Source organism: Streptomyces sp. NPDC033270 (genome assembly GCF_055576575.1).
The window spans coordinates 226,417-241,828 of the sequence record NZ_JBVIRA010000008.1; the positions used below are offsets into that span (position 1 = coordinate 226,417).

Genomic DNA, 15,412 nt, shown 5'->3' on the forward strand with positions numbered 1-15,412 from the left:
CCTTGCTGGGGGTAGCCGTAGCCCTGCTGCGGGGGCACCTGGCCGCCTTGCTGGGGGTAGCCGTAGCCCTGCTGCGGGGGCACCTGGCCGCCTTGCTGCGGGTAGCCGTAACCGGGCTGCGGGGCCGGCGGCTGCTGCGGCTGCCCGTACGGGCCGGGCTGCTGGGGCTGCTGCCCGTACGGACCGGGAGGCGGCTGGTTGAAGCTCATGGAGCGTTCCCCTCGTGACAACTGAAGGCAGTTGAGTTCTGCGTGTGAAGTTCTGCGATGTTTATGCGCTGCCGACATCCTGTACGACGCCGCTGACAAGCGTTGCCCCGGGGGCGAAACCGATTCGAAGCTGCTACATCCGCGCCCGTACACTGTCCGTCGTGACCGAGAACACTCAGCAGAGCAACCACAGCGACCCCGAACTGCCGACTCAGTACACGCCGGCCGATGTAGAGGGGCCGCTGTACGAGCGCTGGGTAGAGCGGGGTTACTTCGAGGCGGACGAGAAGAGCGACAAGCCCCCGTACACCATCGTCATTCCGCCGCCGAACGTCACCGGTAGCCTCCACCTGGGGCACGCCTTCGAGCACACGCTCATCGACGCGCTCACGCGCCGCAAGCGGATGCAGGGGTACGAGACGCTCTGGCAGCCGGGCATGGACCACGCCGGTATCGCTACCCAGAACGTCGTCGAGCGGGAACTCGCCAAGGAGGGCGTGTCGCGGCACGACCTGGGGCGCGAGGCGTTCGTCGAGCGCGTCTGGCAGTGGAAGAGCGAGTCCGGTGGCCAGATCTCGGGCCAGATGCGGCGCCTGGGCGACGGCGTCGCCTGGTCGCGCGAGCGGTTCACGATGGACGAGGGCCTGTCCAAGGCCGTCCAGACGATCTTCAAGCGCCTCTACGAGGACGAGCTGATCTACCGCGCCGAGCGGATCATCAACTGGTGCCCGCGCTGTCTGACCGCCATCTCGGACATCGAGGTGGAGTACCAGGACGACGACGGCGAGCTGGTGTCGATCCGGTACGGCGAGGGTGACGCGTCGATCGTCGTCGCCACCACGCGCGCCGAGACGATGCTGGGCGACACCGCCGTCGCCGTCCACCCGGAGGACGAGCGGTACGCCCATCTCGTCGGTACCGAGATCGAGTTGCCGCTGACCGGCCGCCGGATCCCGGTCGTCGCCGACGAGCACGTCGACCCGGAGTTCGGCACCGGCGCGGTGAAGGTCACGCCGGCGCACGACCCCAACGACTTCGAGATCGGCCAGCGGCACGGCCTGCCGAGCCTGACCGTCATGGACGAGCACGCGGTCATCACCGCGCACGGCCCGTTCCAGGGCCTGGACCGCCTGGAGGCCCGCAGCACCATCGTCGGCGCCCTGCGCGCCGAGGGCCGGATCGTCGCCGAGAAGCGTCCCTACACGCACTCCGTCGGGCACTGCTCGCGCTGCAAGACCACCATCGAGCCGCGGCTGTCGATGCAGTGGTGGGTCAAGGTCGGCCCGCTGGCGAAGGCCGCGGGTGACGCGGTGCGGGACGGCAAGGTCGCGATCCACCCCAAGGAGATGGAGTCGCGCTACTTCGGCTGGGTGGACAACCTCCACGACTGGTGCATCTCGCGGCAGCTGTGGTGGGGCCACCGGATCCCGGTCTGGTACGGGCCGCAGGGCGAGGTCGTCTGCGTCGGACCGGACGAGGAGCCGCCGAGCGGCGAGGGGTGGCACCAGGACACCGACGTCCTGGACACCTGGTTCTCGTCGGGCCTGTGGCCGTTCTCCACCCTGGGCTGGCCCGAGCAGACCCCGAGCGTCGAGAAGTTCTACCCGAACTCCGTGCTGGTCACCGGCTACGACATCCTGTTCTTCTGGGTCGCGCGGATGATGATGTTCGGGCTGTACGCGATGGACGGCACCCCGCCGTTCCACACCATCGCGCTGCACGGCATGGTCCGTGACCAGTTCGGCAAGAAGATGTCCAAGTCCTTCGGGAACGCGGTCAACCCCCTGGACTGGATGGACAAGTACGGGTCGGACGCCGTCCGGTTCACGCTCGCCCGCGGGGCCAACCCCGGTGTCGACGTGCCGATCGGCGAGGACTGGGTCCAGGGCTCCCGCAACTTCGCCAACAAGATCTGGAACGCCACGCGGTTCGCGCTGATGAACGGCGCGACGGTGGAGGGCGAACTGCCGCCCGCCGAGCAGCTGTCGGCGACCGACCGGTGGATCCTGTCCCGGCTGAACGAGGTCATCGCCGAGGTCGACGCCTACTACGAGGACTACCAGTTCGCGAAGCTGTCGGACGCCCTCTTCCACTTCGCGTGGGACGAGGTCTTCGACTGGTACGTCGAGCTGTCCAAGACCACGTTCATGGCGGGCGGACCGGCCGCCGACGCCTCGCGCCGCGTCCTGGGCGAGGTCCTGGACGTCACGCTGCGCCTGCTGCACCCGGTCGTCCCGTTCGTCACCGAGACCCTGTGGACGACGCTGACCGGCCGGGAGTCGGTCGTCGTCGCCGAGTGGCCGGCGGACTCGGGCTTCCGGGACGCGGCGGCCGAGCGGGAGATCGCCCTGGTCCAGCAGGTCGTGACCGAGGTCCGCCGGTTCCGCTCCGACCAGGGCCTGCAGCCCGGTCAGAAGGTCCCCGCGCAGCTGGACCTGTCCGGTACGGCGCTGGCGGCGCACGAGGCCGCGATGCGCTCGCTGCTGCGGCTGCAGCCGGCCGGCGCGGACTTCAGCGCCACCGCCTCGCTGCCGGTCGCGGGCGCGACGGTCGCGCTGGACCTGTCCGGCGCGATCGACGTCGAGGCGGAGCGCAAGCGGCTGACGAAGGACCTGGCCAACGCGCAGAAGGAACTGGCGCAGACCACGGCCAAGCTGGGTAACGAGGCGTTCCTCGCCAAGGCGCCCGAGCAGGTCAAGGAGAAAATTCGTACGCGCCAGGCCGCGGCCGAGGCGGACATCGAGCGGATCAGCGCCCAGCTGGCTTCGCTGCCGCAGGGCTGAGGCGAGGAGCGTACGCCGCCGCTGTCAGTGGGGCCTGGTTCACTGACAGCGGCGGCATTCCCTGCATCAGCGGGGGTGTTCCGGACCTGGGCGCCGCCGATAAGGAGAAGGCCCGGTTGGCTCTGCGCCTGCGGAGATCTGTGTCAGGCCCTCGTGCTCGTAGCGCGGGGGCCTGCGCCGTCCCCGCCCCCGGCGCCCGCGTTCGCGTACCGGCCACAGCAGTACATACGCCGTCGAGACGGCCACGAACGCCAGCCGGATCAGTCCGCGGGCGGAGTCGTCGGGCACGGCGAAGACGCTGCCGTAGAGGGTGAGCAGTCCCAGCCAGCTCCACCAGGGGACCAGGCGGCGCTGGCCGATGACGTCCCAGAGCAGGGTGCCGAGCAGCACGGACGCGGTGTAGTACGTGTAGACGCTGGGGTCGAGGACGATGCGGGCGTTGGCGCCCAGCAGGACCACCGCGGCCCAGCGGCCGCGCCAGACCGCTATGGCGCCCAGCGTCAGGCCCAGGGCGGCCTGGGCGGGGCGGTCCCAGCCGGGGGTCTCCGGGTCGCCGACGCCCAGCCAGCGCAGGGCGGACGCCGGATGGTTGGGGATGGCGAACTTCGCCGCGGCGAACGACTGCGGATCGCCGAGGAAGAACGGCAGCCAGGCCAGGGCGACCAGCCCGGCGCACCACAGGCCGGCCCGCGGCCACTGCCGCCTCGGCAGGGCGAGCAGAAGCGGGAGGAAGGCCAGCGCGGTGGGCTTGGAGTCCATCGCCAGGGCCAGGAAGACGCCGGTGAGGGCGGCGTCGCCGCGGGTGACGGCGCGTACCGCGAGGGCGGTGAAGAACAGCGCGAGGACGTCGTCGAGGTGTCCGAAGCGGACCGCGACCTCGATCCACATGGGGATGAAGGCCAGCCCGGCTATCAGTACGCGCTGCCGCAGCCGCTGGTGGTTGGTGCCGGTGCCCAGGAAGTGATGGGCGGCGCTGCGGCCCGCCAGCACCACGATCACCAGGCCGAGCAGCGACATCAGGGCCGCGGCGAGGAACTGGCCGGTGGCCTCGGGGAAGGGGTTGAACAGGCCGGCGGTCAGAAAGCTGAGCGGGCCCATCTGGAGCTCGGGGTGGTGCGCGTAGAGGTTGAGCCCGCCGGTGCCGTCGCCCGAGGTGCCCTGGTAGATCAGTTCACCGCCGCTGCGCAGGTAGTGCCAGGAGAATCCGCCGTGTGGCTCGACGACGGCGAACCACAGCACCGTCCAGGCGCCGAGCAGCACCAGATGCATCCGCTGACTGATTGCCGGCACTCTTCCCTCAGCTCCCGCTTTCCCGCCCGCTGTCTGCCGCCTGCCGCCGGGGACGCGCCGTCCGGTGGTCTCCGGTGGCCGCGGCCCCCCGTCGAAGAGGGGGAAATGCGGCGGAAAGTTGTCCCGGCGGCGGATCCGGAACGGGTGCGGGCGGCTCTCATGGCGCTCTCATGGCCCTCTCATGAAGCCCGGGCACGGTGGACCGAGCGCCCGAGGCCGGGCAGCACCGCACGTCCAGCACGAGGAGCCGCGCCCCATGAACAAGCCACTGCGACGGGTCTCGGTCTTCTGCCTGGCCCTGATCCTCGCGCTGATGGGCTGGGCCACCTGGATCCAGGGCGCGAAGGCCGGCGACTACAAGGAGGACCCGCACAATCCGCGGGTGGCGATCGGCACGTACGCGGCGCCGCTGGGCAACATCCTCGTCGACGGGCAGCCGGTCACCGGCTCCGCCGCCACCTCCTCCACGCTGAAGTACAAGCGGACCTACAAGGACGGTCCGCTGTACGCACCGGTCACCGGCTTCACCTCGCAGATCTTCGGCAGCAACCAGCTGGAGAGCCTCTACGGCGACCTCCTCGACGGCTCCGACAGCCGACTGCAGAGCCCCGCCGACGCGCTGACGCGCACGCGGGCCAAGGGTGGCGACGTGGCCACCACCATCGACGCCGAGGTGCAGAAGGCCGGCTACCGGGCGCTGGGCGACAAGAAGGGCGCCGCCGTCGCCCTGGACCCGGCCACGGGGCGGATCCTGGGCATGGTCAGCACCCCGTCCTACGACCCGGGGAAGTTCGCCGGGTCCTCCTCCGCCGACCAGAAGGCCTGGCAGCGGATGTCCGACGACAGCGACGACCCCGAGGTCAACCGGGCGCTGCGGCAGCCGCTGCCGCCCGGTTCCACCTTCAAGCTGGTGGTCGCCGCGGCCGCGCTGGAAAGCGGCCGGTACTCCTCGGTGGACGTGCCCACCGACAGCCCCGACCCGTACACGCTCCCGCACACCCGCACCACGCTGAAGAACGAGAGCGCCTCGGCACCCTGCGAGAACGCCACCATCCGCACCGCGCTGCAGTACTCCTGCAACACCGTCTTCGCGAAGATGGCCGTCGACCTGGGTAAGGACAAGGTGAAGGCGCAGGCCGAGAAGTTCGGCTTCAACGACGGCAAGGTGGACACCCCGGTGCGGGCCGGCAGGAGCAGCTACCCCTCGGACATGGACCAGGCGCAGACCGCGCTGTCCGGCATCGGCCAGTTCGACGACCAGGCGACCCCGCTGCAGATGGCGATGGTCGTCTCGGCCATCGCAGACGGCGGCGAGCTGAAGACCCCGCAGCTGGTCGACGAGCTGACCGACGGCGGCGGCAACACCATCCAGCGCAACGGCCCCAAGACGTACGGCACGGCCACCTCGGCGCGGACGGCCGCGCAGCTGCGGTCGGCGATGCAGACGGTGGTGGACGAGGGCACCGGGTCGAACGCGAAGATCGGCGGACTGACCGTCGGCGGCAAGACCGGTACCGCCCAGCACGGCGTCGACAACAGCGGTACGCCCTACGCCTGGTTCGTCTCGTACGCCGAGGACGCGCGCGGGCACCAGGTCGCGGTCGCCGTGATGGTCGAGGACGGCCACGCCGCCCGCAACGAGGTCTCCGGCAACGGGCTGGCGGCCCCGATCGCGCGGGCGATGATGGCGGCGGCGCTGAAGTAACGGGGCGCACGGCGGCGCCGGCCGGGGCCCGGATGCGGCGCGGGGGCGGTCACCGGGCAGCGCAGCGCACCGCTGTCAGCGGTGCCTCGTAGACTTGTCGTCGTGAGCGAGCGCCCCCAGAACGACGACCCCGACCCGACCGACCCCTTCGACGAACTGGTCGAAGCCGAGACGGACCGTGACCCCGACCTCGCGGTGATCGAGGCCGGCAGCCGGACCCTGCGCGCCCAGGCAGGACCGCCGCAGGGGGACCAGATTCCCGCCCGGCCGGCCGACCCCGAGGTCGACCGCGCGCTGCGCGCAGTGGAGGAGGAGCTGGCCGGCCGCTGGGGCGAGACCAAGCTCGACCCCTCGGTGCAGCGCATCGTGGCGCTGCTGGACGTCCTCGGCTCCCCGCAGCGGGCCTACCCCTCCATCCACATCACGGGTACGAACGGCAAGACCAGCACCGCCCGCATGATCGAGGCCCTGCTGTCCGCCTTCGACCTGCGCACCGGCCGCTATACGAGCCCGCACGTCCAGTCCGTCACCGAGCGGATCAGCCTGGACGCCGCCCCGATCTCCGCCGAGCGCTTCATCGAGACCTACCGGGACATCGCCCCGTATGTGGAGATGGTCGACGCCCAGCAGGAGTACCGCCTGTCGTTCTTCGAGGTGCTGACGGCGATGGCGTTCGCCGCCTTCGCGGACACCCCGGTGGACGTGGCGGTCGTCGAGGTCGGCATGGGCGGCACCTGGGACGCGACGAACGTCATCGACGGCGACGTCGCCGTGATCACCCCGATCGCGCTGGACCACACCGACCGGCTGGGCGAGACGCACGAGGCGATCGCCGGCGAGAAGTCCGGGATCATCAAGAAGGACGCCACGGTCGTGCTGGCCCAGCAGCCGGTGGACGCGGCGTCGGTGATGCTCAAGCGCGCGGTCGAGGTGGATGCCACGGTCGCCCGTGAGGGCATGGAGTTCGGGGTCATCTCCCGTGAGGTGGCGGTCGGCGGCCAGATGCTGACGCTGCGCGGTCTGGGCGGCGAGTATCCCGAGATCTTCCTCCCGCTGTACGGCGCCCATCAGGCGCACAACGCCGCGGTGGCGCTCGCCGCGGTCGAGGCGTTCTTCGGCGTCGGCTCGGACCACGCCCGCACGCTCGACATCGACACCATCCGCTCCGCGTTCGCCGCGGTCTCCTCGCCCGGCCGGATGGAGGTCGTCCGCCGCAGCCCGACGGTGGTGCTGGACGCGGCGCACAATCCGGCGGGCGCGCGGGCCGCGGCCGAGGCGGTCACCGAGGCGTTCGGGTTCAGCCGGCTGGTGGGCGTCGTCGGCACCAGCGACGACAAGGATGTCCGGGGCCTGCTGGAGGCGTTCGAGCCGATCTTCGCCGAGATCGTGGTGACGCGTAATTCCAGCCATCGTGCGATGGATCCGGACGAGCTGGCGGCGATCGCGGTCGAGGTCTTCGGCGCCGAGCGGGTCCAGGTCGAGCCGCGGCTCGACGACGCCCTGGAAGCGGCGATCACGCTCGCGGAGGAAGAGGGCGAGTTCTCCGGAGCGGGTGTGCTGGTGACCGGTTCGGTGATCACGGTCGGCGAGGCCCGGCTGCTGATGGGAAGGAGCTGACCATGCGCACGCTGTGTGCCAGCACCCTGATAGGCGAGTTCTTCGTGATCGGTTTCGCCGGGCTGGTCGCCATGCAGCTGACCGATCTGCCGACGGCCACGATCTGGACGGTCAGCGGGGTCGCGATGGGCCTGAGCCTCCTGCTGTGCGGGATGCTGACCCGCCCCGGCGGCGTCCAGCTCGGCTGGGTGCTGCAGCTCGCCCTGATCGCCAGCGGCTTCGTCGTCCCGACGATGTTCTTCCTCGGCGTGGTCTTCGCGGCCCTGTGGTGGGCGTCGGTCCACTTCGGCCGCAAGATCGACGAGGCGAAGGCCCGCTGGGCCGCCCAGGCCGAGGCCTCGGGCGACGCGGCGGGGGAGCCGGTGGGCGGGGCGGCCTGACCCGGCCGGGCGGGCGGGCGTAGGGCCTCGTCAGGGGCCGGGGGCTGGGCCGCGAAGCGCCATGTCACCCATGTAGCCTCAGTGCACCCGCTGACCGTCGTTCACATCCAGGGAGTCCTTTCGTGAGCCAGCGCACCCTCGTCCTCCTCAAGCCCGACGCCGTCAAGCGCGGTCTGATCGGCGAGATCATCGGCCGCATCGAGAAGAAGGCCGGCTGGACGATCAGCGCGCTGGAGCTGCGCAGCCTGGACCGCGAGCTGCTGGAGCAGCACTACGCCGAGCACGTCGGCAAGCCGTTCTACGAGCCCCTCGTCGCCTTCATGTCCTCGGGACCGGTGGTCTCCCTGGTCGTCGAGGGCGAGCGGGTGATCGAAGGCGTGCGGGCGCTGGCCGGTCCGACTGACCCGATTGCCGCGCCGAGTGGGTCCATTCGTGGGGACTTCGGAACGATCACCCGAGAGAATCTGATCCATGCGTCGGATTCCGAAGAGTCCGCCGAGCGCGAGATCAAGATTTTCTTCCCCGGGATTTCCTGACGCTTCATCAGCTGTAAACCCCCCGTGACCAGGGGCGACCGACGAAATCATCGGTCGCCCTTTGGTGTATGAAACTCGATCGGGGGAACGCATCACCCCGACACGACGTCACCATTAAGGGGGGCGGGTGCGTGTACGGCTGACAATGGCGGAACAGCCTCCCGACGTGTTCGAGTGGGCGCACTACGAACTACGATGGAGGCTTCCGCGCCTCACAGCGCATCACCTCCTGCCGACCTCCAGTAAGCATTCGCTCCAGTTGGGAAGGCCAGACGTATCCTCATGGGGAACAACATGTCGTTCATCGGCCGTGACATGGCTGTCGACCTCGGGACCGCCAACACGCTGGTGTACGTCAGGGGCCGTGGAATCGTCCTCAACGAGCCGTCGGTCGTGGCCATCAACACCAACACCGGCGGCATCCTCGCGGTAGGTGCCGAGGCGAAGAAGATGATCGGGCGCACGCCCGGCAACATCGTCGCCGTACGGCCCCTGAAGGACGGCGTGATCGCCGACTTCGAGATCACCGAGCGGATGCTCCGCTACTTCATCCTCAAGATCCACAAGCGTCGTTATCTGGCGCGGCCGCGGGTCGTGGTGTGCGTTCCCTCCGGTATCACGGGAGTTGAGCGCCGCGCGGTCATCGAGGCCTCGACCCAGGCCGGCGCCCGTCAGGTGCACATCATCGAGGAGCCGATGGCCGCCGCCATCGGATCCGGCCTGCCGGTCCACGAGGCCACCGGCAACATGGTGGTGGACATCGGCGGCGGCACGACCGAGGTCGCGGTGATCTCGCTCGGCGGCATCGTCACCGCCCAGTCCATCCGCGTGGCCGGCGACGAGCTCGACAACGCGATCATCCAGCACATCAAGAAGGAGTACAGCCTTCTGCTGGGCGAGCGCACCGCCGAGAGCATCAAGATCACCATCGGTTCGGCGTACGACCTGGAACAGGACGAGCACACCGAGATCCGGGGCCGCGACCTGGTCTCCGGGCTGCCCAAGACCGTCGTCATCTCGGCCGCCGAGGTCCGCAAGGCCATCGAGGAGCCGGTCAACTCCATCGTCGACGCGGTCAAGACGACCCTCGACAAGTGCCCGCCGGAGCTGTCCGGCGACGTGATGGACCGCGGCATCGTGCTCACCGGAGGCGGCGCCCTGCTCCGCGGCCTCGATGAGCGGCTGCGCCGCGAGACCGGCATGCCCATCCACATCGCCGAGGACCCGCTCGACTCCGTCGCGCTCGGTTCCGGCAAGTGCGTAGAGGAGTTCGAGGCCCTCCAGCAGGTCCTCGACTCCCAGCCCCGCAGGTAGCACAGCGCGCGTCCCGGCCGCGCGGCGGGCGCCATGCGGCGTCCGCGGCGGCCGGGCAGCAAGGCGAGAGCAGCCGGTTCGCCCGTCGGAGCACGGATAGCTGCCGCCGGTGCGAAACGTCGATACGAATCGGTGCTGCGCATCGTTGATATACAGGCACAACATCTCGACAGACACGGTGCGCTGACGCCTCACCCGTCGCCACCGTCACAGCAAGGCACAACGCTCAACTCCCGAACGAGACCGGCGGGGCCCGCAGCCGGCCGGTCCTACGAGGAAGGACACGGCCGCCGCACGTGAGGGACACACGAGAGAGCCGGCTGCTGCTGGTGCTGCTGGTCGCGATCGCGTTCGCGCTGATCACGGTCGATATCCGCGGCGGCGAACAGTCCCCGCTCGATGGCGCCCGGCAAGCCGCGGCCTCCGCCTTCGGCCCGGTCGAGAGCGGTGTGGCCCGCGTCGTCGACCCGGTCGGCAACGCCGTCGGCGCCGTACGGGACTCCGGCACCCGGCACAACCGGATCGCCAGGCTGGAGCACGAGAACGAGGCGCTGAAGGCCAAGCTCGGCTCCTCCGACCGCAACCGCAGCCGCGCCGCCGAGCTCGACAAGATCCTCAAGACCGCGGGCACCGGCCAGTACGCCATCAAGGGCGCCCAGGTCATCGCCATCGGCTCGGCCCAGGGCTTCTCCTGGACCGTCACCATCGACGCCGGCAGCCGCGACGGCATCGCCCGCGACATGACCGTGCTCAACGGCGACGGCCTGGTCGGCCGGGTCACCACCGTCGGCGCCGAAACCTCCACCGTGCTGCTGGCCGCCGACCCGGACTTCACCGTCGGCACCCGCATGGAGAAGACCAACGAGATCGGCTTCGCCAACGGGCAGGGCGTCCGCTCACTGCGCGTCCAGCTCCTCAACGGCAAGGCCACGGTCCGCAGGGGCGACCGGCTGGTCACCTTCGGCTCCAGCAGGGACAAGCCGTTCGTGCCCGGCGTGCCCGTGGGCCGGGTCGTCAAGGTCGAGCCGTCCAACGGCGATCTGACCCGCAGCCTCCAGGTCCGGCCGTTCGTCTCCTTCTCCCAGCTCGACATCGTCGGCGTAGTCGTCCAGCCGCCCCGCGAGGACCCGCGCGACACCGTTCTGCCGGCTCGGCCTGCGAAGCCCAAGCCGACCCCGACGGTCACCGTCACGGCCACGCCCTCCGCGAGCGCTTCTCCCAGGAGCTGAACCGATGCGTTTCAACCGGATCCTGCTCTCGGCCCCGCTGGTGGTCGTCGCCCTCGTCATCCAGGTCACCATCCTCGCGCGCCTCCAACTGCCGGGGGCCGTACCGGACCTGCTGCTGCTCGTCGTCCTCGGCCTCGCGCTGGTCTACGGCCATGTCGGCGGCTCGCTCGTCGGCTTCTTCGCCGGACTGCTGGCCGACCTCGCCCCGCCCTCCGACCACGCCATCGGCCGCTATGCGCTGGTGCTCTGCATCATCGGCTATGTCGCGGGCCTGACCAGGCCGGACAACGGCCAGCACCGCTCGGCGACGCTGCCGCTGGTGGTCGTGATCGGCGCCGCCATCGGCTCGACGCTGATGTACGCCGCCGTCGGCTCGCTCGTCGGCGACACCGCCGCCCGGCACGTCGGCATCGTCGGACTGCTGCTCAGCGCCACGCTCTACGACCTGCTGCTGGCCCCCTTCGTCGTCCCGCTGGTGATGGCGCTGGCCCGCAGAACGGAGCCCGAACCGCTGGTCGGCGACGGCTCCGGCAGCCCGAACGGCACGGCGGGCAGCCGCGACTCCGGGTACGGCTGGCTCAGCACCGGCACCGGTCTCAAGGCCAGCCGCGGCGCCATGAAGTCCATCAAGTCCGTGCGCACAGGAGCACGCATCGGCAGCCAGCGCGGCGGACTGCTCGGCAAGTCGGCCCGCGACAAGGTGGGCCGCATCAAGGGGGTCAAGCGGCTGTGACGCCCTCCCGTCTCCCGACCACCACGTCTCATGGAGGCGCCTCGCGCCATGAGTAATCTTCCCGAAAGCCGGACCTCCCGCATCACGGTCCGGCTCGTCGCGCTCCAGATCCTGGTCTTCTCCCTGCTGCTCACCCTCGGTGGCCGGCTGTGGTACCTGCAGATCCGCAACGGCCAGGAGTACGCCAACGAGGCCCGCAGCAACCACGTCCAGCAGGTCGTCGACCCCGCCACCCGCGGCTCCATCCTCGACGCCCGCGGGGTCCCGCTGGCCGACAACCAGACCCGTCTGGTCGTCTCCGCCAGCCGTACCGACCTGCTGAAGATGAAGGACGACGGCAAGGCCGTGCTCGGCCGGCTCGCCAAGGTGCTCGGCATGACCGAGCGGGAGATCCGCAACAAGGTCCGGCTGTGCGACTCCAAGACCCCGCAGCCCTGCTGGAACGGCTCGCCGTACCAGCCGATCCCGATCACCGACGAGGCCACCACCCAGCAGGCCCTGCAGATCCGTGAGCGCTCCGAGGACTTCCCCGGCATCATCGCCGAGCCCACCGCGGTCCGCCGCTACGCCGCCCCCGGCGACGCCAACACCGCCCAGGTCCTGGGCTACCTCTCCCCGGTGACCGACGAGGAGATCAACAAGGCCAAGAACAGCAGCTCGCCGCTGCTGCGCTCGGACCAGATCGGCCGCTCCGGCCTGGAGCGGCAGTACGACGACTACCTGCGTGGCAAGGCCGCCGTCACCCGCTATGAGGTCGACAACCTCGGCCGGGTCATCGGCCAGGCCAAGAGCGACAAGGGCCAGGCCGGTTCGAGCGTCGTCACCAGCATCGACGCCCGTGTGCAGGCCATAGCGGAGAAGCAGCTGGACCAGGCCATGAAGGACGCCCGCAAGCAGGTGGACCGCAACACCGGCACCAACTACAAGGCCGACTCGGGCGCCGTGGTCGTGATGGAGGCGAAGACCGGGCGGGTGGTGGCGATGGCCTCCAACCCCAGCTACGACCCCAACGCCTGGGTCGGCGGGATCTCCGGCAAGGACTACGCGCGCCTGACCGGCAAGAAGTCCAACTACCCGCTGCTCAACCGCGCCATCCAGGGGCAGGCCGCCCCCGGCTCGATCTTCAAGGTCATCTCGACCGCGGCCTCGGTCAACGCGGGCTACGACTTCAACGGCCACTACCCCTGCACCAGCTCGTACAGCATCGGCGGACAGGTCTTCAAGAACTTCGAGTCGCAGAGCCACGGTGACATCAGCCTCGGCCGGGCCCTGGAGGTCTCCTGCGACACCGTCTTCTACAAGCTCTCGCACGACGAGTGGAAGAAGGACGGCGGGGACAAGCCGAAGAAGGACGCCAAGAACTGGTTCTACAGGACCGCCCACCAGTTCGGCCTCGGCAAGGAGACCGGCATCGACCTCCCCAACGAGGTCACCGGCCGGGTCCCCGACCGCAAGTGGAAGCACGACTTCTGGATGGCCAACAAGGCCGGCTGGTGCGAGCAGGCCAAGGCCTGGCCGAAGAAGAAGGACTTCGGCACGAAGCTGGCCCGTGAGGGCTGCCTCGAAGGCATGAAGCTGCACGCCTACGACTCGATCAACTACGCCATCGGACAGGGCGACACCCTGGTCACCCCGATCCAGATGGCGACCATCTACGCGGCGATCAGCAACGGCGGCACGCTCCACGACCCGACCGTCGGCAAGGCCATCGTCAGCCCCGACGGCAAGCACATCCAGCAGATCCGCCCCCGGTCGCACGGCACACTGCCGGTGACCCGGAAGACGCTGGCGCAGATGGACGGCGCCCTCGCCGGCGTCGCCACCCGCGGTACCGCCGCCTGGCGGTTCGGCGGCTGGCCGCAGGAGAAGATCCCGATGCACGCCAAGACCGGTACGGCCGAGGTCTACGGCAAGCAGACGACCTCGTGGTTCGCGACGTACACCAAGGACTACACGATCGTCATGACGATCTCCCAGGGTGGTACGGGTTCCGGCGCCTCCGGTCCGGCCGTGCGCAACATCTACAACGCCCTGTACGGAGTCGACGAGAAGGGCGGCATCAACGCCAAGGCCGCCCTGCTGCCCAAGCCGCAGCCCTCGCTGCCCAAGATCGAGAACGACGGCACGATCGAGGCTCCGCCCATCAAGCCGTACGTCCTGCCGTCGCCGTCACCCTCGGGGAGCCCACAGTGACGACCAGCCACACCTCCCGGGCGTTCTCCATCCGGCGCTACACCCCCGAGCTGGGCACCTGGGGCAAGCTGACGGCGCGTGACTCGGTGCTGCGCAAGCTGGACTGGATACTGCTGCTGTCCTGTCTGGCGCTGTCGCTCATCGGTTCCGTGCTGGTCTTCTCCGCCACCCGCAACCGCACCGAGCTCAACAAGGGCGACGAGTACTACTTCTTCCTGCACCACCTGCTCAACCTGGGCATCGGCCTGGCGCTGGCCGGCGGCACGATCTGGCTGGGCCATCGCACCCTGCGCGGCGCGGTCCCGGTGCTGTACGCCCTGTCGGTCGTCCTGGCGCTGCTGGTGCTGACCCCGCTGGGCGCCACCATCAACGGCTCGCGTTCCTGGCTGGCGATCCCCGGCGGCTTCTCGCTCCAGCCCGCCGAGTTCGCGAAGATCACCATCTCGCTCGGCATGGCGATGATCCTGGCGTCCCGGGTCGATGCCGGCGACCGCCCGCACCCCGACCACCGGACCGTTGTGCAGGCCCTGCTCATGGCCGCCGTCCCCGTCGTGGTCATCATGCTGATGCCCGACCTCGGCTCGGTCATGGTGCTCGGCGCCGTCATCCTCGGCGTGCTGCTCGCCTCCGGCGCCTCCAACCGCTGGATCCTGGGCCTGGTGGGCACGGGCGTCGTCGGCTGCGTCGCCATCTGGCAGCTCGGTCTGCTCGACGCCTACCAGATCGCCCGGTTCGCCGCGTTCGCCAACCCGAGCCTGGACCCGGCCGGCGTCGGCTACAACACCAACCAGGCCCGGATCGCGATCGGCGGCGGCGGGCTGACCGGCTCCGGCCTCTTCCAGGGCAGCCAGACCACCGGCCAGTTCGTCCCCGAACAGCAGACGGACTTCATCTTCACCGTCGCCGGCGAGGAGCTGGGCTTCATGGGTGCGGGCCTGATCATCCTGCTGCTCGGCATCGTCATGTGGCGCGCCTGCCGGATCGCCCGCGAGTCCACCGAGCTCTACGGCACGGTCGTGGCCGCCGGCATCATCGCGTGGTTCGCCTTCCAGTCCTTCGAGAACATCGGCATGACGCTCGGCATCATGCCCGTGACCGGGCTGCCGCTGCCCTTCGTCTCCTACGGCGGCACCTCGATGTTCGCGGTCTGGATCGCCATAGGGTTGCTGCAGTCGATCCGGGTCGGGCGGCCCCTGTCGGCGTCGCGGTGACGCTGCGTCATCTTTGCCGGTAGAGCTCGAACCACAGAGAGGTGGACCGCGGCACCCCCGCGTACGGGGTGGTGCCCCAGTCGTCGGCGAGGTGGCCGGTGAGCAGCAGACCGAGGTCGGCCTGCGGCTCGCCGGCCAGCGCCGCGTGCGGCGCGGCGGTCGGTGGCGCGAAAGCCTGCGCCGGAAAACGGCCCCGCGACTCGTCGTGCACG

The 15,412-nt window shown here is 69.9% G+C and carries 12 protein-coding genes and 1 pseudogene; 10 read left to right on the forward strand and 3 right to left on the reverse strand.

Annotated features, from left to right (window positions below):
- Window positions 1–209, reverse strand: a 209-nt coding sequence (locus tag ACZ5XZ_RS14870; protein WP_468977811.1) for a hypothetical protein, incomplete at its 3' end; no start/stop codon positions are given.
- Window positions 210–370: 161 nt separating this feature from the next.
- Between ACZ5XZ_RS14870 and ACZ5XZ_RS14875 the strand changes: the two genes are divergently transcribed.
- A complete protein-coding gene (locus ACZ5XZ_RS14875) occupies window positions 371–2,992 on the forward strand; it encodes a valine--tRNA ligase (protein ID WP_468977812.1) in 2,622 nt (873 codons plus the stop codon).
- A 66-nt stretch (window positions 2,993–3,058) separates the two neighbouring features.
- Here the strand turns inward: ACZ5XZ_RS14875 and ACZ5XZ_RS14880 are convergent, their stop codons facing one another.
- Window positions 3,059–4,261 (reverse strand): hypothetical protein, encoded by a 1,203-nt coding sequence (locus ACZ5XZ_RS14880; protein ID WP_468977873.1) that lies wholly within the window; start codon window positions 4,259–4,261, stop codon window positions 3,059–3,061.
- A 277-nt stretch (window positions 4,262–4,538) separates the two neighbouring features.
- Here ACZ5XZ_RS14880 and ACZ5XZ_RS14885 point away from each other — a divergent pair, with 277 nt between their 5' ends.
- The 9 genes from ACZ5XZ_RS14885 to rodA all read left to right on the forward strand — a co-directional run bounded on the left by ACZ5XZ_RS14885 (window position 4,539) and on the right by rodA (window position 15,200).
- On the forward strand, window positions 4,539–5,987 hold the full coding sequence (locus ACZ5XZ_RS14885; RefSeq protein WP_468977814.1) for a peptidoglycan D,D-transpeptidase FtsI family protein: 1,449 nt from the start codon (window positions 4,539–4,541) through the stop codon (window positions 5,985–5,987).
- A 102-nt stretch (window positions 5,988–6,089) separates the two neighbouring features.
- On the forward strand, window positions 6,090–7,604 hold the full coding sequence (folC, locus tag ACZ5XZ_RS14890) for a bifunctional tetrahydrofolate synthase/dihydrofolate synthase (protein WP_468977817.1): 1,515 nt from the start codon (window positions 6,090–6,092) through the stop codon (window positions 7,602–7,604).
- A gap of 2 nt (window positions 7,605–7,606) precedes the next feature.
- Entirely contained in the window at window positions 7,607–7,984 is a 378-nt protein-coding gene (locus ACZ5XZ_RS14895; protein ID WP_468977818.1) for a DUF4233 domain-containing protein, read from the forward strand.
- 122 nt (window positions 7,985–8,106) lie between these two features.
- Window positions 8,107–8,520: a nucleoside-diphosphate kinase gene (gene ndk / locus ACZ5XZ_RS14900; RefSeq protein WP_384440547.1), complete on the forward strand. Its 414-nt coding sequence runs from the start codon at window positions 8,107–8,109 to the stop codon at window positions 8,518–8,520.
- A 294-nt stretch (window positions 8,521–8,814) separates the two neighbouring features.
- Window positions 8,815–9,834, forward strand: a complete 1,020-nt coding sequence (locus ACZ5XZ_RS14905; protein ID WP_003985182.1) for a rod shape-determining protein — start codon at window positions 8,815–8,817, stop codon at window positions 9,832–9,834.
- A 296-nt stretch (window positions 9,835–10,130) separates the two neighbouring features.
- Window positions 10,131–11,063 (forward strand): rod shape-determining protein MreC, encoded by a 933-nt coding sequence (mreC, locus tag ACZ5XZ_RS14910; protein WP_468977821.1) that lies wholly within the window; start codon window positions 10,131–10,133, stop codon window positions 11,061–11,063.
- 4 nt (window positions 11,064–11,067) lie between these two features.
- Window positions 11,068–11,796, forward strand: a complete 729-nt coding sequence (gene mreD / locus ACZ5XZ_RS14915) for a rod shape-determining protein MreD (protein ID WP_468977823.1) — start codon at window positions 11,068–11,070, stop codon at window positions 11,794–11,796.
- Window positions 11,797–11,844: 48 nt separating this feature from the next.
- Complete coding sequence (mrdA, locus tag ACZ5XZ_RS14920) at window positions 11,845–13,989, forward strand: penicillin-binding protein 2 (RefSeq protein WP_468977825.1); 2,145 nt, start codon at window positions 11,845–11,847, stop codon at window positions 13,987–13,989.
- A 29-nt stretch (window positions 13,990–14,018) separates the two neighbouring features.
- Window positions 14,019–15,200 carry a rod shape-determining protein RodA gene (rodA, locus tag ACZ5XZ_RS14925; RefSeq protein ID WP_468977875.1) on the forward strand — a complete coding sequence of 394 codons (1,182 nt, stop codon included), beginning with the start codon at window positions 14,019–14,021 and terminating at the stop codon, window positions 15,198–15,200.
- Between the two features lie 7 nt (window positions 15,201–15,207).
- Here the strand turns inward: rodA and ACZ5XZ_RS14930 are convergent.
- Window positions 15,208–15,412, reverse strand: a pseudogene (locus ACZ5XZ_RS14930) (hypothetical protein); the annotation flags it as partial.

Excerpts from the sequence above, each read along its gene's own strand:
- ACZ5XZ_RS14895 (WP_468977818.1), top strand. The coding sequence starts at position 7,607 with ATGCGCACGCTGTGTGCCAGCACCCTGATAGGCGAGTTCTTCGTGATC.
- ACZ5XZ_RS14885 (WP_468977814.1), top strand. The coding sequence starts at position 4,539 with ATGAACAAGCCACTGCGACGGGTCTCGGTCTTCTGCCTGGCCCTGATC.
- mreD (WP_468977823.1), top strand. The coding sequence starts at position 11,068 with ATGCGTTTCAACCGGATCCTGCTCTCGGCCCCGCTGGTGGTCGTCGCC.
- ACZ5XZ_RS14905 (WP_003985182.1), top strand. The coding sequence starts at position 8,815 with ATGTCGTTCATCGGCCGTGACATGGCTGTCGACCTCGGGACCGCCAAC.
- mrdA (WP_468977825.1), top strand. The coding sequence starts at position 11,845 with ATGAGTAATCTTCCCGAAAGCCGGACCTCCCGCATCACGGTCCGGCTC.
- ACZ5XZ_RS14880 (WP_468977873.1), bottom strand. The coding sequence starts at position 4,261 with ATGCATCTGGTGCTGCTCGGCGCCTGGACGGTGCTGTGGTTCGCCGTC.